Below are 22,879 nucleotides of genomic sequence, written 5' to 3'. Positions count from 1 at the left end.
GGGCGGGGAGGTCGTGCCCCATGAGCTGCTGTCCTGTCCTTCCGCGCCTATCGAGGCTCGGGAGGACCCCCGGGCAGCAGCGTCCCTGGTTCGGCCGGGGCGATGTCCACGGCCTCTGTTCTCGGATTGCGCCGCTGCCGCCTGGCCATCCAGTTGGCGAACCAGGAGAGCAGCATGCACATCCCGATGTAGATCGGCGAAATCACCATCACCACAGGGATGAACGGCAAATCGTAGTCGAGATTCGACGCGATGAGCTTGCCCGCGTGGAGGAATTCCTCGTAGGTGATGAGATAGCCGAGTGAGGTGTCCTTGAGGGCGACCACCAGCTGGCTGATGATCGTCGGCAGCATCGCGCGTACGGCCTGCGGCGCCAGGACGTTGGCCATGACCTGTGTCTTGCGCATCCCGAGTGCGTACGAGGCCTCCTGCTGACCCCGCTCCACGGAGTTGATGCCGGCCCGGAACACCTCGGCGAGCACCGAGCCGTTGTAGAGGGTCAGTCCGGCAACCAGGGCGGGCAGCGGCTGCACCTTCAGCGCCACGAAGATGAAGAAGATCATCACCAGCACGGGCATCGCCCGGAAGAACTCCACGACCACCGTGGCCGGCCAGCGCACCGCCCGGTGCTCGGAGAGCCTGCCGACGGCGAGGATGCCGCCGAAGAGGAGCGAGAGCACGGCGGCGCAGGCGAACGCCTTGAGGGTGTTGCCGAGTCCTGTCAGGAGCAGCTCCTGGATGCCCTTGTACTCGAAGGGGGTCCACTTGGCCGCGGTGAACTGGCCGGTGTCGAACAGCAGATGGACGATCCAGCCGCACAGGGCGAGGACGGCGACGGTGGAGGTGACGCCGTAGAGCCGGTGCCGCCTGCGGGTGTGGGGTCCGGGGACGTCGTAGAGGGCGGTGGAAGTCATCGGGCGACTCCGAAGCGCTTCTCGAGCACGTTGAACAGCGCACTGATGGTCAGGGTGATGATCAGGTAGCCGACAGCGATCCAGACGAAGGACCAGATGATGCTGTAGCCCATCTCGTTGAGGGGCTTGTAGACACCGAGAAGCTCGGTGACGCTGAACGCGCCCGCGATCGCGGAGTTCTTGGCGAGGGCGATGAGTGTGGAGCCGACCGGTGGGATGACGCTGCGGAACGCCTGCGGCAGCACCACGGTGTTCAGGGTCTGGCCGAAGCTCATCCCGAGGCTGCGGGCCGCCTCGCCCTGGCCCGTCGGCACGGTGTTGATGCCGGAGCGCAGCGCCTCGCAGATGAAGGCCGAGGTGTAGCAGCCCAGCGCGATCACCGCGAAGACCTGGAAGGGCAGGACCAGCCCGAACCGTGGCAGTCCGAGCAGAACGGCGAAGAACAGCAGGGTGAGCGGGGTGTTGCGCAGCACGGTCACCCACACCGTGCCGACGACGCGCAGCGAGCCGACCGGGGCGACGCGGAAGGACGCCATCGCGAAGCCGAGGCCCAGGGCGAGGAGCGAGGCGTACACCGTCAGTTCGACGGTGCCGAGAAAGCCCTTGCCGTACAGGGAGAAGTTGTCGGTCAGTACGTTCACAGGTGCCTCGCTCAGGACGCCGGGTAGCGGTCGATCGGGGGCGGCTGGGGGGCCGGTACCCCGGACAGGCCGAGCGTCGCGGAGTAGGCCTTCCTCCAGTTCCCGTTCTTCTCGTTAACGGCGAGCGCGTCGTCGATCGCGAAGCGCAGGGCGTTGTCGTTGCGGGGGACGCCGATGCCGTAGGGCTCCTCGGAGAACGGCTTGCCGACGACCTTGAGTTCGTCGGGCACCTTGGCCGCGTAGCCGGTGAGGATCGCGTCGTCGGTGGTCACGGCGTCTACCTGGTAGGTGAGGAGGTTGTCGACGCAGACGGAGTAGGTGTCGTACGCGACGAGGTCGGCCTTCGGGTAGTCGCTCTCGATGCGCTGGTAGGGGGTCGAACCGGCGGCCGAGCAGACCCGCTTGCCGTCGAGGTCCTGCGGGCCCTTGATGTCGTTCTCGTCCGCACGGACGAGCAGCGACTGACCGGCGAGGAAGTACGGGCCCGCGAAGCCGACCAGTTTCTTGCGGTTGGCGTTGATGGTGTAGGTGCCGACGTAGTAGTCGATCTGGCCGTTCTGCAGGGCGGTTTCACGGTTCGCGGAGGCGATCGTCCGGAACGAGATGGTCCGCGGATCGAAGCCCAGATAGGCACCGACCATTTTGGCGATCTCGATGTCGAACCCGGTGTACAGACCGGTGGCCGGGTCCTTCTCGCCGACGTACGGCTGGTCCTCCTTCGCCCCGACGACGAGGTGGCCGCGCTTCCTGGCCTTGCGCCAGGTCGGCGAATCGGGCAGCTGGAAGCCCTTGTTCACCTGGTAGTCCGGCAGTTGGTCGGCCTGCGGGCCCTTGACCGGTGGGCTGCCCTCCTTGCCGCAGGCCGTGACGGCCACCGCCGCCAGGACGACCGTCAGCGCCGCCAGGGCGCGCCTCGTACGCATCATCGGTGCTGCACCCCCCGTCAGTGCTTGAGGATCTTGGACAAGAAGTCCTTGGCGCGGTCGCTCTCCGGGTGGGTGAAGAAGTCCTCCGGGGCGCGGTCCTCGACGATGCGGCCGTCGGACATGAACACCACACGGTTGGCGGCGGAGCGCGCGAAGCCCATCTCGTGGGTGACGACGACCATGGTCATCCCCTCGCGGGCGAGCTGCTGCATCACCTCCAGCACCTCGTTGATCATTTCCGGGTCGAGGGCGGACGTCGGCTCGTCGAAGAGCATGACCTTGGGGTCCATGGCGAGCGCGCGGGCGATGGCGACGCGCTGCTGCTGGCCGCCGGAGAGCTGGGCGGGGTACTTGTCGGCCTGGGAGGCGAGTCCGACACGGTCGAGGAGCTCATGGGCGCGTTGATGCGCCTCGCTCCTGGAGCGGCCGCGGACCTTGACCGGTGCGAGTGCGACGTTGGCCAGCACGGTCTTGTGCGCGAAGAGATTGAAGGACTGGAAGACCATGCCGACGTCGGCGCGGAGTTTCGCCAGCCCCTTCCCCTCCTCCGGGAGGGGTTGACCGTCGATGGTGATGCTGCCGGATTCGATGGTCTCGAGTCTGTTCACGGTCCGGCAGAGCGTCGATTTTCCTGAGCCGGAGGGGCCGATGACCACCACCACCTCTCCGCGCCCGACGGTGAGGTTGATGTCCTGGAGGACGTGCAACTGTCCGTAGTACTTGTTGACATCGCGCAGCTCGATCAACGGATCAACGGCCATAGACTGCCCTACCCACCCATCGCTGTGTCGAGGTCAGCGCAAACTATCCAGCCCGATAAGGGACTTCACACCCGACACGCATAAATAGGGCATAAGCCGTATTTACCAACTTCAGGCCTCGGCGGCCTCCGCATAGACCTGGGAGAGCTCCGGCGAACCGTTGACGGCCCAGTCCAGACCGGCCTCCACGACGCTGATCTCACGGCCGGAGACGAGGCGCACCACCGGGCTGCCGCCCGGCCAGATGTGCCAGCTGGCGCCCGGGACGGTACGCACGATCACCGTGCCGAGATAGAGCCCCGCGTCGTTGCCGAGCCAGGGCAGCTCCTCCGGGTCGTCGCGCCAGCGTGGCGGCAGCTGGTCGAGGGCGCTCAAGGATGCCGGGGAGTCGTCCAGTTCGAGCCCGGCCTGTCCCACTCGGACACGCAGCAGCTCGCACTCCGAGAGCAGCTCGGCGATGGCGGCCGCACGCTCGGGGTCCCTCTCGGCGGCCGCGAAGTCACTCTCACCGGTGCCGGCGCCGTGCCGCTTGAGCCAGTGGTCCAAGAAAGGGATGTTCATACCGCTCAGCCTCGCATCCCGGCGGCCGGACGCACTACAGGGCACGCGTCGGCGGTCGTCAGATGTCCAGATCCACAACCACCGGCGCGTGGTCCGACGCGCCCTTGCCCTTGCGCTCCTCCCGGTCCACGAAGCCGTCCTTGACGGCCTTGGTGAACGGTTCGTTGCCGTAGACCAGGTCGATGCGCATGCCGCGGTTCTTCGGGAAGGCCAGCTGGCGGTAGTCCCAGTAGGTGAAGGGCTGGTCGTACTTGAGCGGACGCGGCACCACGTCGGACAGACCGGCCTCGCGCAGCGACGCCAGGGCCGCCCGCTCGGGCTCGGTGACATGGGTGCTGCCCTCGAAGACCGTCCGGTCCCACACGTCGTCGTCGGTCGGAGCGATGTTGAAGTCGCCCAGCACCGCGAAGGGCCGGCTGCCCGCGGCGTCCTCGGCCACCGACAGCTTGAGCGCGTCGAGCCAGCTCAGCTTGTAGGCGTAGTGGTCGTGGGCGACCTCGCGGCCGTTGGGGACGTAGACCGACCGGAGGCGGACCGGTCCGCAGGTGCCGGCGATCGACCGCGGTTCCTGCGTGCCCTCGTAGGCCGGGCCGTCGGGCAGGCCCTTGACCACGTCCTCCAGGCCGACCCGGGAGACCAGCGCCACGCCGTTCCACCGGCCGGCGGCGTGGACCGCCGACTCGTAGCCGAGCTCGCGCAGGGCGTCGGCCGGGAACTGCTCCTCGGTGCACTTGGTCTCCTGGAGGCACACCACATCGGTGCCGCTGCTCTCCAGCCAGGCCAGCAGCCGGGGCAGCCGGGCGGTGATCGAGTTGACGTTCCACGTGGCGATACGCATGAGGAGAAGCCTAGCGGCGGGGTATGACAGTCACAGGTCCGCGGTCTCCCCCGGACCGAGCCGCTCGTGCTCCGCGCCGCTGAGGTTGCCGAGATGCTGGTCGTACAGAGGGCGTGCGAGGTCGGTGAGCAGGGCGTCGTGGATGTCGACGGACCGCCGGGGCTTCACCTCGCGCACATAGTCGATGATCTCCGCGATCTTGTTCCACGGCGCGTGGACGGGAAGCATCAGCGTCTCGACGGGGTGGTCCGGGACGGTGAGCGCGTCGCCCGGGTGGAAGACCGAACCGTCCACCAGAAAGCCGACGTTGGTGATCCGCGGCAGGTCCGGGTGGATCACGGCGTGCAGTTCGCCGTGGACCTGGACGTCGAAGCCCGCCGCGGTGAAGGTGTCGCCGTGACCGACGGTGTGGACACGCCCCGGGAACGCCGCCGAGATCTTCTCGGCGACGCTCCGCAGGGTCCAGATCTCCGCCTCCGCGTCGGCCTCCAGCGCGGCCCGCAGCCGGCCCTCGTCGAAGTGGTCGGGGTGCTCGTGGGTGACGAGGACCGCGTCGGCTCCGACGGCGGCGTCCTCCTCACTGAAGGCGCCGGGGTCGACGACGAGGGTCCGTCCGTCCTTCTCCAGCCGGATGCACGCGTGCTTCTTCTTCGTGAGCCTCATGACTCCATCCTGCTACGGCCTCGGTGTGGTCTCCTCCTGGATGACGGCCTGGGCCACTTTGAAGGCGGAGTTCGCGGCGGGGACACCGCAGTAGACGGCGGTGTGGATGAGCACTTCCTTGATCTCGTCGGGGGTGAGCCCGTTGCGCAGCGCCGCCCTGGTGTGGAACGCCAGCTCGTCCAGGTGACCGCCCGCGACCAGTGCGGTCAGGGTGATCACGCTGCGCGTGCGTCTGTCGAGTCCCTCCCGGGTCCACACCTCGCCCCAGGCGTAGCGGGTGATCAGCTCCTGGAAGTCGCCGGTGAAACCGTCGGCGGCGGCCGTCGCGCGGTCGACGTGCGCGTCGCCCAGCACCGCGCGGCGCACCGTCATCCCCGCCTCGTACGGATCGGGGCGGCCGTGCGTCACCGCCTCGGGCTGTGCGTGAGCGGCGGGGGCGATCGCGGCGACCGGGCCCTTCGGCGCGGAGACCGCCGGTACGGGCTGCGGCACCGGGATGGCGGTCAGCGTGTCCTGCCAGGCGCTGGAGAAGTGGCGCACGAGAAGGTCGGTGACGGCGGACGGCTGCTCGACCGGTGCGAGGTGCGAGGCACCGGGCACCAGCGCCAGCCGGGCGTCCGGTATGCCGGCGACGAGGGTACGGGCCTCCGCCGGTCCGGTCACCCGGTCCTCGGAACCGACCAGGACGAGCGTGGGCACCCCGACACGGCCGAGTTCGGCGCGGACGTCGAAGGCCGCGAGCGCCTCACAGGTGGCGATGTAGCAGCCGGGGTCGGTGGTGCGCACCATCTGGACCGCCCATTCGACGATCGCCGGCTGCGCGAGGGCGAAGCCCTGGGTGAACCAGCGCTCCGGCGCGCTGCGGGCCATCGGGTCGAGGCCGTTGGTACGCACGATCACGCCCCGCTGACGGAACTCGTCGGCCGTGCCGAACCGTGGTGAGGTGGCCACCAGCGCGAGCGACGCGAGGCGGTGCGGATGGCGCAGCGCCAGTTCGAGGCCGATCGCCCCGCCGACGGAGCAGCCCGCGTATCCGAAGCGCTGGATGCCCAGCTCGTCGAGGGTCGCCAGCAACCGGCGGGCGAGCTCGGCGACGGAGGGGGCGGGGTACGCGGGCGCGCCGCCGTGCCCGGGAAGGTCGAAGCGGAGGACCCGCCACTGGCGGGCGAGGTCCCCGATCTGGCGGTCCCACATGTGCCATGTGGTACCCATCGAGGGTCCCAGGATCAGGACAGGCGCGTCCTCTGGCCCGTCAAAGCGGTATTGCAGGGTGTTCGGTGGTGTCTCGCTCACCCGTCAGACCCTCTCATCTCTCACGCACGCCCCCATAGCGGGGGGACGCCGGGCACGGTCCTGACCAGGTCGCGGAAGATCACTCCCTCCTCTGCAAGCGCCGGAACAGGCTCTCGTCCCAGTTCAGCTGGTCAGCGTCGAGGATTATTCGCGCTTCGTCGAACGGAAGCCGACGGACGTTGTGGGTCCACAAGTGTCTCGCCGTACGCCCGACTGTCCGTCTCGGTGTGGCTACCGGCGTGCGGGTGAACCGTCACCGAATACGACACCGGACCCACCACTGGACAAGGGCGCGATCCTGCGCCGGGAGCGGCTGTACCACTCGCACACCATCGAGTGGCGCCGGGCCCGGGACGCCGGCGCGCTGACCCGTTCAGCGAGAGCCAGTCCCGCACCACGAAGTACCGGTCGGACTACCCAACGCGTCGATTCCCTCACCCACGCGCGGGGGTGGATGGACGCGTTCATCTCGCACGACAACCACGTCCGACCGGCATTCCGGGATCGGTTGTCACGCCCCCGCCGGCGTCCACTTCGGCACCGCCGAACTCGTCCGCGAGCAACGAGCGGCCACCCTCACAGTCGCGTTCGAGCAGCATCCCGACGCTTCAACCGCCGACCGGTGCCGCCGAAGATTCCCAGCAGGCGTGGATCAACGACCCAGCCCGACGGCGTGAACCATGGCAACACAGTTCACAGCCGCATATTCATTGCATTTGACTTCACAGCTACCGTCCCACTGACGCTCGCGACGCCCTCCCAACCGAATTGTTAACGCCATTGACTTACCGCTGGCACACCCCTAGCGTCCCCCGTCGAAGCGTTTCGACGGCTGACATCGAAACGATTCGACTTCGCCGCACCTCCCTTCCAACTCTCCCGGAGGCAGTCGATGTTGATGGCACGGAGAAGGGCGCGCCTGCTGGCGGCTGCCCTGGCGGGAACCCTGTCGCTGAGCGCCCTGGCCGCGTGCGGCGAATCCGACGGCGGCTCGGGCGGCAGCCAAACGCTTCGGCTCTGGCACTACGAGGCGCCGGACAGCGCCATGGGCAAGGCGTGGGACCAAGCCGTCGCGGAGTTCAAGAAGAAGCACCCCGACGTCAAGGTCGAGTTCGAGGCGAAGGGCTTCGAGCAGATCCAGAAGACCGCCCCCCAAGTGCTGAACTCCGACGAGGCGCCCGACCTGCTGGAGTACAACAAGGGCAACGCCACCACCGGGCAGCTGTCCAAGCAGGGGCTGCTCACCGATCTGACCGACGTGGCGAAGAAGCGCGGCTGGGACAAGGCGATTCCGCCCACCGTCGCCACCACGAGCCAGTACTCCGCGAGCGGCGTGATGGGCTCCGGCAGTTGGTACGGCGTGCCCAACTACGCCGAATACACGATGGTTTACTACAACAAGGATCTCTTCGAGAAGCACGACGTCGAGGTGCCGACCACCGTCGACGAGCTCGAGCAGGCACTGGCCGCCTTCAAGGACGCGGGGCTGACCCCGTTCGCCAACGGCGGCGCCGAGTACCCGGCACAGCAGTACCTGTACCAGCTGGCACTCACGCAGGCGGACCGCTCCTGGGTCGAGTCCTTCCAGATGGGGGGCAAGACCGACTTCTCCGACGCCGCCTGGACGTACGCCGCCGACACCTTCGCCGACTGGGTCGACAAGGGTTACATCGCCAAGAGCTCCAGCGGAGTCAAGGCCGAGGACGCAGGCGTGTCCTTCATGCAGGGCAAGCACCCGATGTTCTTCTCCGGCAGCTGGTGGTTCGGCCGCTTCCACACCGAGGTCAAGAACTTCGTCTGGGACACCTTCATGTGGCCGGAGAGCGAACTGACGCTCGGTTCCGGCGGCAACCTCTGGGTGGTGCCGGACGGCGCGAAGAACAAGGAGCTGGCGTACGACTTCATCGACATCACGTTGGAGAAGCAGATCCAGAACACGCTCGGCAACGCCGGCGGCGTCCCGGTGGCCGCGGACACCTCAGCCATCACCGACGCGCGGGCGAAGAAGCTCATAGAGGAGTACGACGCGCTGGCCGAGAACGACGGCCTCGCCTTCTACCCCGACTGGCCGGCCAACGGCTTCTACGACAGCCTCGCCTCCGAGGTGCAGAAGCTGATCACACAGAGCGCCGAACCCGGTGACGTGCTCAAGTCGCTCCAGGCCGAGTACGACGACAACGTACTGAAGTGATGACGGCCGTCAACAGCCGGCACGCGCCCCCTGCGACCGCCGGCGCCGACGCGAGCCGGCCCCCCTCCCGCCGGCGCCGGGCCGGCCGCGGCCGGTCGCGAGTGGAAGGCTCGTACGCGCTGTTCCTGCTGCCCGGGGCGCTGGCCTTCCTCCTCGTCATCGTCGTGCCGTTCCTGATGAACACCGGGATCAGCTTCACCGAGTGGTCCGGCGTCGGCACCCCGGAGTTCACCGGGCTCGAGAACTACCGGGAGCTCGCCGGCGACGAGGACTTCTGGGAGTCCTTCCGGCACAGCCTGGCGATGGTCGTGGCGATGGCCCTGGTGCCCACCGCCATCGGGCTCCTGCTCGCCTCCGCGCTCTTCGACTTCGCCACCAAGCGCGCGGGCAGCCGCCTGGCGGCCGTCCTGCGCGCCTGCTTCTACCTGCCGCAGGTGCTGCCGATCGCGGTCGCCGGCATCGTCTGGAGCTGGATCCTCGCCCCCGAGAACGGCTCGCTCAACGAGGTGCTCGGCGCCGTCGGCCTCGACGCCCTGCAGCAGGACTGGCTGGGGGACCCGGACTGGGCGTTGTACAGCGTGATGGCCGTGATGGTCTGGGTGCAGATCGGCTTCCCGCTGGTCATCTTCATGTCCGGGCTACAGCGCGTCGACCCGGCGCTGCACGAGGCAGCGGAGCTGGACGGCGCCGGCTGGTGGCGGCGGTTCTGGCACGTCACGCTGCCGCAGCTGCGGCCGGAGACAGGCGTGGTGCTGCTGTGGTGCACCATCGCCGCGCTGAAGGTGTTCGGCATGGTGTACGTGCTCACGGGCGGCGGCCCCGGCGGGGCCACCAACGTCCCGTCGTACTTCGCGTACCAGAACTTCTTCGAGAACTTCAAGGCGTCCTACGGGGCCGCGATCTCCACCGTCCTCACCATCCTCATCATGGTGCTGGCCGTCGTCGCGCTGCGCCTGCAGACGAGGGCGGAGGACGAGGCCGGATGACCACCGTCAGGAAGTACCCCGTGCTCGCGGCGCTGGTGCTCGGCGCGGTCTTCATGGTGCTGCCGTTCCTGGTGGTCGCCATGAACGCGGTGAAGTCGCCGGACGAGTACTCGAGCGACGGACCGCTCACCTTGCCGGACGGCGTGTACCTGGACGGGCTCGCCGACTTCTGGGAGCGCGTCGACTACGGCGAGAAACTGTGGAACTCGGTGCTGATCTCCGGCTCGGTGGCGGTGCTCGCCGTGGGGCTCTCCGTGCTCAGCGCGTACGCCATCGGCATCGGCCGGATCAAGGGCAGGCCGTACGTGCTCGCCTTCTTCGTGCTGGCGAACATGCTGCCGCAGGAGTCCCTCGTCTACCCGATCTACTACCTCTCCAAGGAGGCCGGCCTCTACGACACCAGGCTCAGCGTGATCATCGTCTTCACCGTCATCCAGTCGGCCTTCGGCACCTACCTGCTCTCCTCCGTACTCTCCGGCTTCCCGCGGGAGATCATCGAGGCGGCCCGGATCGACGGTGCCACCAAGTGGCAGGTGCTGTGGCGGGTGGTGGTGCCCGTCAGCCGGCCCACCATCGGGGTGCTGATGGTGCTGTTCTTCATCTGGACCTGGAACGAGTTCCTGCTGCCGCTGGTCATGCTCGTCTCCGACGACGTCCAGACCGTGTCCGTCGCCCTCGGGGTGCTGCAGGGACAGCGGGACATGGACGCCACGATGACGAACGCCGCCGCACTGCTGGGCATCCTGCCCGCCATCGCCTTCTTCCTCCTTTTCCAGCGGACGCTGACCCGCGGCATCGCCGTGGGCGCGGTCAAGTAACCCGAAAGGCTGCGCATGAAGTTCACCGACGGCTACTGGATGCTGCGCCAGGGGATCCACGCCGCCTACCCGGTCGAAGTCCTCGACGTGACGGAGACGGCCGACGGCGGGCTCGCGATCCACGCCCCCACCCAGCCCATCCGGCACCGCGGCGATCTGCTGAAGGGGCCGGTCATGACGGTCTCCTGCCACTCCCCCATGCCCGATGTGATCGGCGTGACGCTCACCCACTTCGACGGGGAGGTGGACCGGGGACCGCACTTCGGCCTTTCGGAGTCCGACGCGCACACACAGGTGTCGTACGACGACGCGGGGGGCTGGGCCATGCTCACCAGCGGCAGCCTCGCGCTGCGGGTGGCGCGCAGCGGCCCCTGGCAGCTCGACTTCCTCACCGCCGACGGGCTGAAGCCGCTGACCTCGTCGGGGGTCAAGGCCATGGGCATCATGGAGACCGACACCGGCGAGCACTACCTCCGCGAGCAGCTGGACCTCAGCGTCGGCACCAGCGTCTACGGGCTCGGCGAGCGGTTCGGGCCGCTGGTCAAGAACGGCCAGACGGTGGACATCTGGAACGCCGACGGCGGCACGGCCACCGAGCAGGCGTACAAGAACGTGCCGTTCTACCTGACGGACGCGGGCTACGGCGTCTTCGTCGACCATCCCGGCCGGGTGTCGCTCGAGGTGGGCTCGGAGACGGTGTCCCGGGTGCAGTTCAGCGTCGAGGGCCAGGAGTTGACGTACTACGTCATCCACGGTCCGACGCCCAAGGAGATCCTGCGCAAGTACACGGCGCTCACCGGCCGCCCGGCGCTGCCGCCCGCATGGTCGTTCGGGCTGTGGCTGTCGACGTCGTTCACCACCTCGTACGACGAGGAGACCGTCACCTCTTTCATCGACGGGATGGCGGAGCGCGACCTGCCGATGTCGGTCTTCCACTTCGACTGCTTCTGGATGCGCGAGTTCAACTGGTGCGACTTCGAGTGGGACCCGCGGGTCTTCCCCGACCCGGAGGGCATGCTGGCCCGGCTGAAGGAGAGGGGCCTGCGCATCTGCGTGTGGATCAACCCGTACATCGCGCAGCGCTCCCCGCTGTTCGCCGAGGGCCGGGACGGCGGCTACCTGCTGAAGAAGCCCGACGGCGGCGTCTGGCAGTGGGACCTGTGGCAGCCGGGCATGGCCCTGGTGGACTTCTCCAACCCGGAGGCCCGCGCCTGGTACGCGGGAAAGCTCGAGGCGCTCCTTGAGATGGGCGTCGACTGCTTCAAGACCGACTTCGGCGAGCGGGTGCCCACGGACGTGGCGTACTTCGACGGCTCGGACCCGGAGCGGATGCACAACTACTACACGTACCTCTACAACCAGACGGTCTTCGACGTGCTGAAGAAGCACCGCGGCGAGGGCGAGGCGGTGGTCTTCGCGCGCTCGGCGACGACGGGCAGCCAGCAGTTCCCGGTGCACTGGGGCGGCGACTGCGAGTCGACGTACGAGGCGATGGCCGAGTCACTGCGCGGCGGACTGTCGCTCGGCATGTCCGGCTTCGGCTACTGGAGCCACGACATCGGCGGCTTCGAGGGCACCCCGTCGCCGGCGCTGTTCAAGCGCTGGACCGCCTTCGGGTTGCTGTCCTCGCACAGCCGGCTGCACGGCTCGTCCTCGTACCGGGTGCCGTGGCTGTTCGACGAGGAGGCCGTCGACGTGCTGCGGGTCTTCACCAAGCTGAAGCTGCGGCTGATGCCGTACCTGGACGCGGTGGCGCGCGAGGCGAGCGCCGCGGGCGTGCCTATGATGCGGTCGATGGCGCTGGAGTTCCCGGACGACCCCGCCTGCACGCACCTGGAGCGGCAGTACATGCTCGGCCCCGACCTGCTGGTGGCGCCAGTGTTCAACGACGCGGGCGACGTCTCGTACTACGTACCGGAAGGCACCTGGACGCACCTGCTGACCGGCGAGGAGGTGCAGGGCCCGCGCTGGGTGCGGGAGCGCCACGGCTTCGACAGCGTTCCGGTGCTGGTGCGGCCCGGCGCGGTGCTGCCGATCGGCGCGGTCGACGACCGGCCCGACTACGCCTACGCGGACGGCGTGACGCTGCGCGCGTACGGCCTGCAGCCGGGCGACCGAGTGGGGCTGACGGTCGGCGGCGTCGACTTCACCGTCGTCTGCGAGGCCGCCACGGTCCGGGCCTCGGCGGGCGACGCGCGCCGGCCCTGGGCGCTGGAAGTAGTCGGCGGGCCGACGGTGCGCGCCGAGGCGGGCACCGGTCTGATCGTGGCGAGCGCTGAACTGAAGGGTTAGGGGGTGTCCGGTGGATCAGGCTGGATCAGCGAGCTGGGGGCACCTCCCGGGCTCCCAGTGCCCAGGGCGAGTCATGCGGCTTCGGATCCAAGGCGGAGGAGGCTGTGACATCAGCGGTTGCCGCCGCGGGCGACGCGGTCGGGGCACCTCACGTGCCCGAGGGGCTACGGGGGAGTCGGTGACCGACGACTGGGGGCACCTCCCGGGCCCACAGGGCCCAGGGCGAGCAGGAGACGGAGCCGCAGGACGTCGCGAGCCCCGCATGATCCACCGGACACCCCCTGGGGTCCGGATGTCCGGCCGGTCGAACAAGGGACACAGGGGGCGCTGATGGTCAAGATCACCGATGTGGCGCGGCACGCCGGGGTGTCGCCGAGCACGGTTTCGTACGCGCTCAGCGGCAAGCGCCCGATCTCCGAGGAGACCAGGCGGCGCATCGAGGAGAGTATCCGCGAGCTCGGCTACTGGCCGCACGCCGGCGCCCGGGCGCTGGCCAGCAGCCGGTCCAACGTGCTGGCGCTGGTGATCCCGTTCCGCAGCGGGATCCACGTGCCGGTGGTCATGCAGTTCGCGGTGTCGGTGGTGACCACGGCCCGGCAGCACGGCCACGACGTGCTGCTGCTCACCCAGGAGGAGGGCGAGGAGGGGTTGCGCCGGGTCGCCGACACGGCGCTGGTCGACGCGCTGATCGTGATGGACGTGCAGCTTCACGACGCCCGGCTGCCGCTGCTGCGGGCCCTCGACCGGCCCTCGGTGCTGATCGGCTTCCCCGCCGAGCCGGGCGGGCTCACCTGCATCGACCTGGACTTCGAGGCGGCGGGCGCCGCCTGCGTGACGCACCTGGCCGAGCTCGGCCATCGGTGCGTGGCGCTCGTCGGCTCGCCGCCCGAGGTCTACCTGCGCGAGACCGGCTTCGCGCAGCACGTCACACACGGCTTCACCGTCGCCGCCCACGAGCGCGGTCTCACGTCGCAGGTCCACCCCTGCGACGCGACGCGGGCGGCGGCGCAGGCGATGGCGAAGCGGCTGCTGCGCGAGCACCCGGAGCTGACCGGGCTCGTGGTGCACAACGAGCCGCTCGTGCAGCCGCTCATCGACGCTTTCCGCGAGTTGGGGCTGCGGGTGCCTGAGGATCTGTCGGTGGTGGCGATCTGCCCGGACGAGCTGGCGGAGCAGGCGCCGGTGCCGATCTCGTCGGTGGCGATCCCGTCGGCGGAGATCGGCGCCGGGGCGGTGGAGCTGCTGATGCGCAAGCTCGACCGGCTGCCGGTGCCCGAGGCCACGTTGCTGCCGCCGCGGCTGACGCGGCGTGCGACGACGGCGCCGCGGGCGAGCTGAGCGGCCGCCCGCGGACCGGCCCAACGGCCACCCCGGCCCCGCCCGGCGGCGACCACGTTTACGGAATGGCTCGATCCATGTCCTTTGTCGAATCGTTTCGACAAGATCTAAGGAGTCGCATACGTGAAGCGCAGAACCGTACTGGCCGCCACCGTGGCCGCCACGCTGGCCGGTGCCGTCGCCAAACCGGCGGCCGCCGCCCCCGCAGCGTCCCCGGCCGCCGCCAGGCTCGCCGGCCGGGTCGAGGACCTGCTCGGGAAGCTCACTCTGGACGAGAAGATCTCACTGCTGCACCAGTGGCAGCCGGAGATACCGCGGCTGGGCATGAAAGCCTTCCGCACCGGCACCGAGGCGCTGCACGGCCTGGCCTGGCTGGGCCCGGCCACCGTCTTCCCACAGGCGGTCGGCCTCGCCAGCACCTGGAACCCGGACCTGATCGAGCAGGTCGGCTCCGCCGTCGGCGACGAGGTACGGGGCCTGCAGCACGAGCGGCCCGCCGGCTGGGGCCTCAACGTCTGGGCCCCCGTGGTCAACCTGCTGCGCGACCCGCGCTGGGGCCGCAACGAGGAGGGCTACTCCGAGGACCCGTACCTGACCGGCGTGATGTCGACGGCGTACGGCCGGGGCCTGACCGGAGGCGACCCCGACAACCTCAAGACGGCGCCGCTGGTCAAGCACTACCTGGCCAACAACAACGAGGTCAGGCGCGACCAGACGTCCTCGGACCTGCGGCCGCGGGTGCTGAAGGAGTACGAGGAGCCGGCGTATCGGGCCGCCGTCTCCGCCGATGCGGCGTGCGGCGTGATGACCGCGTACAACCTCGTCAACGGCCGCCCCTGCACGGTCACCGACCTCAACGGCTCGGTGCGTACCTGGACCGACCGGACGCTGCTGAACGTCACCGACGCCTGGGCGCCGTACAACCTGCCGGCCACCGGCTCGCAGAAGTACTACGACACCCTCGCCGAGGCCGACGCCGCCATCCTCAAGGCGGGCGTCGACAGCTTCACCACCGACGACAGGAACGCCGGGCCGACCACCGCCGCGATCAACAAGGCGCTGGAGACGGGCCTGTTGACGGAGTCGGATGTCGACACCGCGGTGCGGCACATCCTGGACATCCGCGCCCGCCTCGGCGACTTCGACGAGGACGGCGGCCCGTTCGGGCACATCGGCAAGTCCGTCATCAACAGCCCGAAGCACCAGAAGCTCGCCCGCCGGGCCGCCGACGAGGCGATGGTGCTGCTGAAGAACGACGGCGACGCGCTGCCGCTGAACGCCGGTGCGCTGCGGAAGGTCGCGGTCGTCGGCCCGCTCGCCGACACCCTCTACACCGACTGGTACTCCGGCGAGCTGCCGTACCGGGTGACGCCGCTCGCCGGCATCTCCGGCCGGCTGGGCGCCGGCACCGCCGTCACCAGCAGCGAGGGCGTCGACCGGATCGCGCTGAAGAACGCGGTGACCGGCCGGTACGTCACCTCCGGCAGCGCCGCGGAGGGGGCGGCGCTGACGGAGTCCGCGACCTCGGTGGGCGAGACGGAGCAGTTCGACGTCTTCGGCTGGGGCCAGGGCGTGGTCACGCTGCGGGCCCTCGCCAACGGCAAGGTCGTCGGCATGCGCGACCCGGACGGCAACGGCAACCAGTTCTTCAACGACCAGGACCAGCCCAACGGCTGGTTCGTCTCCCAGCTGTTCACCTTCGAGGAGCAGGGCGACGGCACGGCCCTGCTGAAGTACGCGGGCTACGAGAACTGGCTCGGCGACAACGTCTACCTCCGCGCGCGGGACGGCGACGGCACCCTCGTCCTCGGCAGCGCCGCCCAGGCGAGCCGCTACACGCGGGAGGTGGTGCGCAGCGGCATCGAGGAGGCCGTGGCGGCGGCACGGGACGCGGACACCGCGATCGTCGTGGTCGGCTCCATGCCCTTCATCAACTCCCGCGAGACCGACGACCGCGAGGACATGGGCCTGGCGGAGAGCCAGGCGGCGCTGGTCAAGGCGGTGCTGGCGGCCAACCGGCACACCGTGGTCGTGGTGGAGAACAGCTACCCCACGACGCTGACCTGGGAGCAGGAGAACGTCCCGGCCCTGCTGTGGACGACCCACGCGGGCCAGGAGACCGGCAACGCGCTGGCCGACGTCCTCTTCGGCGACGTCAACCCGTCCGGCAGGCTCACCCAGACCTGGTACCGGTCGGAGGCAGACCTGCCCTCCATCCTCGAGTACGACAACATCAAGCACGACCGCACGTACCAGTACTTCACCGGCGAGGTGCTCTACCCCTTCGGGCACGGCCTGTCGTACACCTCCTTCCGCTACGGCCGCCCGCGCGTCGTCCGCGGCGGCGTCGAGGTCGCAGTCACCAATACCGGGCGCCGCACCGGCGCCGAGGTCGTGCAGCTCTACACCCGGCAGCGCGACTCGCGGGTCAAGCAGCCGCTGAAGAAGCTGCAGGCGTTCCGGAAGGTGGTGCTGCGGCCCGGCCAGACGCGGACCGTGACGCTGCCGCTGTCCCGCACCGACCTGGCGCACTGGGACGTCACCCGCTCCCGGTGGGTGGTGGAGAGCGGCGCGTACGAGGTCTTGGTCGGCTCGTCGGCCGGCGACATCCGCGGTCGGACCACGCTGGACGTACGGGGCGAGACCGTGCCGCCGCGCGAGCTGTCGCGGACGACGCGGGCGGAGAACTTCGACGACTACGAGGGCGTGCGGCTGGTCGACGAGTCCAAGGCGCGCGGCACCGCGGTGGGCGCCGAGTCCTCCGGCGCCTGGCTGCTGTTCGCCGACGCGGACCTGCGCGCGGGCGCGCGCCGGCTCACGGCGCGGGTGGCAAAGGAGTCGTCGGGCGACGGCACGATCGAGGTCCGCCTCGGCGCGCCGGACGGCCGCCTGGCCGGGACCGCGACGGTCGAGAGCACCGGCTCGCGCTACGCCTACGCGGACGTCACGGCGGCGCTGCAGGGCGCGGCCCGGCGCCAGGACGTGTACCTGGTCCTCGGCGAGGGCCTGCGGCTGAGTACCTTCTCACTGCGCTGACAGGAGACCACTTCATGCGACACCGGATCTTCGCGGTCCTGGTGTCGCTGCGACGGTGTTCGCGGTGGCCCCGGCCACCGCGACGCCGTCACCCGGCGCCGACCGCAGCCCGCGCACGGCGTCTCGTACGACCGCTACTCCCTGAGCGTCGACGGCGAGGCCACTTTCATCCGCGGCGGCGAGTGCCACTACGTCCGCCTGCCCTCGTTCGAGACGTGGCGGGACGTGCTGGAGAAGTACAAGGCCGCGTCATGAGGAAACAGGCCGCATGCGTCGATGCCCGGCGCATGCCACCGGTCCGGTAACGCCGCACGTCCGCGGGACACTGACCAGAGCTGGGGGTCGGGGACGTTCTTCCGGGCGGGAAGCACCCGTTGCGCACCGGTCATGCGACGCGTGTCGTTGCGGCGTCCTCGCTTCGGGCGTTTCGAAAGGACAACCGAACGCAACGGTGCCCATGCCGGACGCCACAACCCACCCATTCGGAAGCCCCGCCGGGCCGGACCTGCAGGCTTGCCATCGAACGCCGCTGTCCCCCACACCTGTCACCGACTGCGTCGCCCCCGGATCAAAACGCTCTGACCTGGCGTTACACGGTCATCCTGGACTGACTTGGACGCCCACGGACAGTATTCACGACCTGTGCCAGGTCGTCCCGAGAGAGGGCCCGAGGATGAGTACAGGGGCGTCGTCCGGACCGTCGATCCGGTACTGAAGGGTCTTCGGGGGCGTCTGCGTGTCACTCACCCGCTCCACGGTAGTGACTCCGGGGTCATGAGTGGACGGCCCCCCTCCGCGCACTGCCGCGAGGGCCGGCCGCATGCCGGTCAGGGGGTGGTCGTGGAGACGACGTAGACCTTGGGACGGTCGGTACTGGTCATGTCGACCGTGATGTCCTGGCTGGGCAGTGGGTCCTTCTGCGTGTGGCTGGCACCCGCCCAGTCCCGGGACGGCGGGAAGGTCCAACCGACGGTGTCCGCGTCCCGGTCGCCGATGGTGATCTTGCCGCTCTTCAACGCCGCGCGGTTGATGCCGACGCCCTCCAGGAACAGGTCCAGGCCCGCGGACGTGGTCCGGAACTGCACGAACAGCCGGCTGGTCTTCCAGTTGCTGGTCTCGTAGTACGCGACCCCCTTGGACTTCGGGGGGATCGGCACCCCGAAGACCCGGCGCTTCATCTGCGACGGCCAGGTCTCCCGCAGCCCGCTGGCCGAGGACTCGGCCTCCTTGTCCCGGCCGCTGTCGCGGCTCTGCTCCGCGGAGACCACCAGGTAACCGGCCGGGATGCCGACGAGCAGCACGATGATGATCGCCGTCAGCCAGCGGCGGCCGATCATGTGGCGCCGGCCCTCCGGCGGACGGAAGTTCTCGTCGGGGGCGGCGGACTGGCGAGGCACGGTCATGACTACGGTTCCTGGGTGGGGCCGGGCGATCCGGCGTTGCGGAGGGCCTGTGCGTAGCGCTCGTACCGCTCGTGGCGCTCCACCCGTCGCCGGTTGGTGCGGCGGAAGCGACGTGCCACGAGCCGAGCGAGGTCGGCCGCGCCGACCATACCCGCCTCGGGCCCGAGCTGCGCCTTCGCGATCTTGGCCTCGGGCCGGTATCCGCGACCCGTGAGGTGACGGCGGAAGGCGTCCCGGGCGGGTCCGATGAGCAGGTCGTCGGCGGCGCTGACGCCTCCGCCGATGACGAAGCAGGACGGGTCGAGCGCGGCGGCGAGGTTGGCGATGCCGACACCGAGCCACTGTCCGATGTCCTGGAACAGTTCGACACACATGGCGTCGCCCTCGCGGGCGAGTTCGGTGATCAGCGGTCCGGTGATGTCGCCGACGTTGCCGCCCACCCGGTCGATGAGGCTGTAGGCGACCGGGGAGTCGGCGGCCGCCAGTTCCCGGGCCTCGCGGACAAGGGCGTTGCCGGAGCTGTACTGCTCCCAGCAGCCGCGGTTTCCGCAGGGGCAGCGGTGCCCGCCGGGGACGACCTGCATATGGCCGAACTCACCCGCGACCCCGTACTTGCCCCGCTTGACCTGGCCGTCCTCGAGGATCGCGCCGCCGATGCCGGTGCCGAGCGTGATCATGACGAGATGGTCCTCGCCGCGTCCCGCGCCGAAACGCCACTCCGCCCACGCGGCGGTGTTGGCGTCGTTGTCGACGAGCACGGGGACGGCGAGCCGGGCCGTGAGCGCGTCGCGCAGCGGTTCGTTGCGCCAGGCGAGGTGTGGGGCGAAGAGCACCGTGGACCGGTCGGCGTCGACCCAGCCGGCCGCTCCGATGCCCACCGCGTGCACGTCGTGCCGGTCCGAGAGGTCGAGCACGAGCTCGCAGATGGTGTCCTCGACGACCTTCGGGCTCTTGGACTTGTCCGGCGTCTCGGTGCGGACCTTCTCCAGGATGACCCCGTCGGCGTCGACCACGCCGGCCATCACCTTCGTCCCGCCGATGTCGATTCCGACGGTCGGCACGCGCGGCGCCGTCAGGTGCGAACGCCGCTCCCGGGTGCCGACGGTACGCAGGACGGTGGCGCGGGCGGAGCCGCGGTGGGCGAAGTCGCGGTAGGTGCTCATGTCCCTGCGGGGTTTCGGGGGCGGCTGACGGGCCCGATTCTGCCATCCGGGCCATCGGCCCGCGGCCCCGGCCGAGGACCGGACCGGCCCGGAGCCCCTGGGCGGGAGCGCCGGGCCATGCGGTGCGAGGGGCTACTGGTCGTGGCCCCCCAGATGCGTCGGTACCGGTGCGCGCTCCAGCTCGTGGCGCAGGTCCTCCAGCTCGCTGCCGCCCGCCATCTGACGGGTGAGCTCATCGAGCGTGACGGAGTCCTTGGTGTGGCTGGCGGACATGACTCCGCGCTTGAGCAGGATGAAACGGTTGCCGACGAGATACGCGTGGTGCGGGTTGTGGGTGATCAGCACGACTCCCAGCCCGGCGTCGCGGGCGGCGGCCACATATTTCAGCACCACACCCGACTGCTTGACCCCGAGTGCGGCGGTGGGCTCGTCGAGAACGAGGACCTTCGCACCGAAATAGACGGCGCGGGCGATGGCCACGCACTGGCGCTCGCCGCCCGACAGCGTCCCGATGGGCTGGTCGACGTCGCGCAGGTCGATCCCCATGCGCAGCAGTTCGGACCTGGTGGTCTCGCGCATCATGTCGACGTCGAGCCGTTTGAAGGGACCCTTGCCCCTGGTGGGCTCGGAGCCGAGGAAGAAGTTCCGCCAGACCGGCATGAGAGGCACCACGGCGAGATCCTGGTAGACCGTGGCGATGCCGCGGTCCAGCGCCTCGCGGGGGCTCGACAGGTCCGCCTCCTCCCCCTCGATGAGGAAGGCGCCCGCGTCGTGCCGGTGCAGACCTGCGATGATCTTGATGAGGGTGGACTTGCCGGCGCCGTTGTCGCCGAGGACGCAGGAGATCTCCCCGGCGTGCACCTCCAGCGAGACACCTTCCAGCGCGCGGATGTTGCCGTAGTACTTGCTGACGTCGTCGAGCTCGACGAGAGGCGTCCGCCCGGTGTCCGCGGGCTCCGTGGACTTCGGCGTGGTCATCGCGTTGCCTCCGCACGCTTGCGGACCCATGCGTTGAGCAGGGTGGCCAGAAGGAGCATCGCTCCCAGGAAGAACTTGAACCAGTCCGGGTTCCACTCCGCGTACACGATGCCCTTGCTGGTCATGCCGAAGATGAACGCGCCGACCGCCGAGCCGATCGCGGAGCCGTAGCCGCCGGTGATCAGACAGCCGCCGATGACGGCCGCGATGATGTACGTCAGCTCGTTGCCGACGCCCTCGCCGGACTGCACGACGTCGAAGGAGAAGAGCAGGTGCTGTCCCGAGATCCAGGCGGCGAACGCCACGCCCATGTAGAGGCCGATCTTGGTCCTGGTGACCGGCACACCGACCGCCCGGGCCGCGTCCGCGTTGCCGCCGACCGCGAAGATCCAGTTGCCGAAGCGGGTGCGCAGCAGGATCCAGGTGGCGAGCGCGACCAAGGCGAACCACCACAGGATCGTCACCTTCAAGGTGATGTCGCCGAGGGTGAGTTCGGAGGCGAAGAGCTTCTGCGCGGACGTGAAGCCGTCCATGTCGGCGATGGACTTGGTGGAGACCGTGCCGCTGATCAGCTTGGTGAAACCGAGGTTGAGGCCGGTCAGCATCAGGAACGTGCCGAGCGTGATGATGAAGCTCGGCAGTTTCGTCCGGATCAGCATGTAGCCGTTGAAGACCCCGACGGCGAGCGTCACCACCAGCGAGACGAGCAGCCCGACCCAGACGTTGGCCGTCATCTGGTAGCTGAACATGGCCGAGATCAGCGCGGAGGTCGTCACCATCACGCCGGCCGACAGGTCGAACTCGCCGCCGATCATCAGCAGCGCGACCGGCACGGCCATGATGCCGAGCGTGGAGGCCGCGTACAGCACGGTGGAGAAGCTGGACGCCCGCAGGAAGGAGTCCGCGACGATCGAGAAGAAGAGGAAGACCGCGATGGCGCCGACAACCGAGCCCAGCTCGGGCCTCGCCATCAGCTTGCGCAGCGGCGAGGTGCGCATCAGCCGCTCGTCGGTCTTCTCCGGCTGCGTGGTGCCGGCAGGTGGTGCGGTAGCGCTCATCGGGTTCCCCGCTCGGTGTAGTCCTCGAGCTCGGTGGCGTTCTCCTCGGTGATGATCTGCGGCCCGGTGAGGACGGGCCGCCCGCCGCCGAGGACATCGGCGTTGTACTGATGGAGCCACAACAGGTCGACGGCCTCGTACCCCTGGAGGAACGGCTGCTGGTCGACCGCGAAGCCGAGCGTCCCGGCCTTGAGGCCGCTCGCGACCTTGGCGTTCAGATCGAAGGTGTCGATCTCGGCCTTGCTGCCGGCGGTCTTCTTCGCCTGCACGGCGGCGTCCGCGAAGGGCGCACCGAGGGTGACGACCGAGTCAATGGACGGGTCGGCCTGGAGCTTGGCCTCGATGGAGGCCTGGACGTCGGGCATGTTGGTGCCGTCGACGTACAGGTTCTGCAGGGTGCCGTCGAAGGTCTTCTTGGTGCCGGCGCAGCGCTGCTCGTGTCCGACGTTGCCCTGCTCGTGCAGGACGCACAGGGCCTTCTTCTTGCCCCGCTTGTCCAGCTCGTCGCCGACGGCCTCGCCCGCGATGGTCTCGTCCTGGCCGATGTGCGTCAGCGCGCCGTACGGCTTGGACTGCTCGGATCCCGAGTTGACGGTGATCACGGGGATACCGGCCGCGGTGGCCTTGGCGAGGACGCCCTTCATCGCGTCCGGCTTGGCGAGCGTCACGATCAGGCCGTCGACCTTCTTGTCGATGGCGGCCTGCACGAGCTGGGCCTGCTGCTGCCCCTCGTCGCTGTGGGAGTAGAGGAAGTTGATGTTGTCCTTCGCGGCAGCCTGCTTGGCGCCGTTCTGGACGATGTCCCAGAAGGTGTCGCCGTCGCCCGAGTGGGTGACCATCGCGAAGGTCCAGCGAGGGGTGTTCACGGCGGCCTTGCCGGCCGCGGCCTGCGCCTTGCGCGCGTCCTCGGCCCGCTTCCCGCCGGTGCTGCTGCATCCCGCGAGGGAGGCTCCGAGAACCGCCGCCAGCAGCGCGCCCAGTGCGCGTACCCCTGTCCTTGCCCTAGCCACGACGCCGTG

The 22,879-nt window shown here is 69.4% G+C and carries 19 protein-coding genes; 6 read left to right on the top strand and 13 right to left on the bottom strand.

Annotated features, from left to right (window positions below):
* Positions 1-47: 47 nt before the first annotated feature.
* The 8 genes from ABTX78_RS05145 to pcaDC form a co-directional block, all read right to left on the bottom strand.
* Complete coding sequence (locus tag ABTX78_RS05145; RefSeq protein WP_352205441.1) at positions 48-914, bottom strand: amino acid ABC transporter permease; 867 nt, start codon at positions 912-914, stop codon at positions 48-50.
* Positions 911-1,555 carry an amino acid ABC transporter permease gene (locus ABTX78_RS05140; RefSeq protein WP_352205440.1) on the bottom strand — a complete coding sequence of 215 codons (645 nt, stop codon included), beginning with the start codon at positions 1,553-1,555 and terminating at the stop codon, positions 911-913. The genes ABTX78_RS05145 and ABTX78_RS05140 overlap by 4 nt, the downstream gene beginning before the upstream one ends.
* A gap of 11 nt (positions 1,556-1,566) precedes the next feature.
* Positions 1,567-2,481, bottom strand: coding sequence for a glutamate ABC transporter substrate-binding protein (locus ABTX78_RS05135; RefSeq protein ID WP_352205439.1), 915 nt, complete (start codon positions 2,479-2,481; stop codon positions 1,567-1,569).
* A gap of 17 nt (positions 2,482-2,498) precedes the next feature.
* Positions 2,499-3,242 (bottom strand): amino acid ABC transporter ATP-binding protein, encoded by a 744-nt coding sequence (locus ABTX78_RS05130; protein ID WP_352205438.1) that lies wholly within the window; start codon positions 3,240-3,242, stop codon positions 2,499-2,501.
* Between the two features lie 111 nt (positions 3,243-3,353).
* A complete protein-coding gene (locus tag ABTX78_RS05125) occupies positions 3,354-3,803 on the bottom strand; it encodes a DUF6278 family protein (RefSeq protein ID WP_352205437.1) in 450 nt (149 codons plus the stop codon).
* 58 nt (positions 3,804-3,861) lie between these two features.
* Positions 3,862-4,641: an exodeoxyribonuclease III gene (locus tag ABTX78_RS05120; RefSeq protein ID WP_352205436.1), complete on the bottom strand. Its 780-nt coding sequence runs from the start codon at positions 4,639-4,641 to the stop codon at positions 3,862-3,864.
* A 30-nt stretch (positions 4,642-4,671) separates the two neighbouring features.
* Entirely contained in the window at positions 4,672-5,304 is a 633-nt protein-coding gene (locus ABTX78_RS05115) for an MBL fold metallo-hydrolase (protein ID WP_352205435.1), read from the bottom strand.
* Between the two features lie 12 nt (positions 5,305-5,316).
* Complete coding sequence (pcaDC, locus tag ABTX78_RS05110; RefSeq protein ID WP_352205434.1) at positions 5,317-6,597, bottom strand: bifunctional 3-oxoadipate enol-lactonase/4-carboxymuconolactone decarboxylase PcaDC; 1,281 nt, start codon at positions 6,595-6,597, stop codon at positions 5,317-5,319.
* A gap of 892 nt (positions 6,598-7,489) precedes the next feature.
* Here pcaDC and ABTX78_RS05105 point away from each other — a divergent pair.
* From ABTX78_RS05105 to ABTX78_RS05080, 6 genes are all read left to right on the top strand, one after another.
* On the top strand, positions 7,490-8,788 hold the full coding sequence (locus ABTX78_RS05105; protein WP_352205433.1) for an ABC transporter substrate-binding protein: 1,299 nt from the start codon (positions 7,490-7,492) through the stop codon (positions 8,786-8,788).
* Entirely contained in the window at positions 8,788-9,774 is a 987-nt protein-coding gene (locus ABTX78_RS05100; RefSeq protein WP_352205432.1) for a carbohydrate ABC transporter permease, read from the top strand. The genes ABTX78_RS05105 and ABTX78_RS05100 overlap by 1 nt, the downstream gene beginning before the upstream one ends.
* Positions 9,771-10,592 carry a carbohydrate ABC transporter permease gene (locus tag ABTX78_RS05095; RefSeq protein WP_352205431.1) on the top strand — a complete coding sequence of 274 codons (822 nt, stop codon included), beginning with the start codon at positions 9,771-9,773 and terminating at the stop codon, positions 10,590-10,592. Before ABTX78_RS05100 ends, ABTX78_RS05095 begins: the two co-directional genes overlap by 4 nt.
* Positions 10,593-10,607: 15 nt before the next feature.
* Positions 10,608-12,884: an alpha-xylosidase gene (gene yicI, locus ABTX78_RS05090; RefSeq protein WP_352205430.1), complete on the top strand. Its 2,277-nt coding sequence runs from the start codon at positions 10,608-10,610 to the stop codon at positions 12,882-12,884.
* A gap of 330 nt (positions 12,885-13,214) precedes the next feature.
* Positions 13,215-14,222, top strand: a complete 1,008-nt coding sequence (locus tag ABTX78_RS05085; protein WP_352205429.1) for a LacI family DNA-binding transcriptional regulator — start codon at positions 13,215-13,217, stop codon at positions 14,220-14,222.
* Between the two features lie 123 nt (positions 14,223-14,345).
* A complete protein-coding gene (locus ABTX78_RS05080; RefSeq protein ID WP_352205428.1) occupies positions 14,346-17,258 on the top strand; it encodes a glycoside hydrolase family 3 protein in 2,913 nt (970 codons plus the stop codon).
* 827 nt (positions 17,259-18,085) lie between these two features.
* Here ABTX78_RS05080 and ABTX78_RS05075 read toward each other — a convergent pair.
* From ABTX78_RS05075 to ABTX78_RS05055, 5 genes are all read right to left on the bottom strand, one after another.
* Complete coding sequence (locus ABTX78_RS05075) at positions 18,086-18,661, bottom strand: hypothetical protein (RefSeq protein WP_352205427.1); 576 nt, start codon at positions 18,659-18,661, stop codon at positions 18,086-18,088.
* Positions 18,662-18,663: 2 nt separating this feature from the next.
* On the bottom strand, positions 18,664-19,824 hold the full coding sequence (locus ABTX78_RS05070) for an ROK family glucokinase (protein WP_313943283.1): 1,161 nt from the start codon (positions 19,822-19,824) through the stop codon (positions 18,664-18,666).
* Positions 19,825-19,956: 132 nt separating this feature from the next.
* Complete coding sequence (locus tag ABTX78_RS05065) at positions 19,957-20,802, bottom strand: ATP-binding cassette domain-containing protein (RefSeq protein ID WP_352205426.1); 846 nt, start codon at positions 20,800-20,802, stop codon at positions 19,957-19,959.
* Positions 20,799-21,860: an ABC transporter permease gene (locus tag ABTX78_RS05060; RefSeq protein ID WP_352205425.1), complete on the bottom strand. Its 1,062-nt coding sequence runs from the start codon at positions 21,858-21,860 to the stop codon at positions 20,799-20,801. Before ABTX78_RS05060 ends, ABTX78_RS05065 begins: the two co-directional genes overlap by 4 nt.
* Complete coding sequence (locus ABTX78_RS05055; protein ID WP_352205424.1) at positions 21,857-22,870, bottom strand: sugar ABC transporter substrate-binding protein; 1,014 nt, start codon at positions 22,868-22,870, stop codon at positions 21,857-21,859. The genes ABTX78_RS05060 and ABTX78_RS05055 overlap by 4 nt, the downstream gene beginning before the upstream one ends.
* Positions 22,871-22,879 lie beyond the last annotated feature (9 nt).

The organism is Streptomyces sp. NPDC096193 (assembly GCF_040302905.1).
GTDB lineage: Bacteria > Actinomycetota > Actinomycetes > Streptomycetales > Streptomycetaceae > Streptomyces.
The sequence above is the reverse complement of the archived record's forward strand: the minus strand, read 5'-3'. Positions and strand labels throughout refer to the sequence as shown.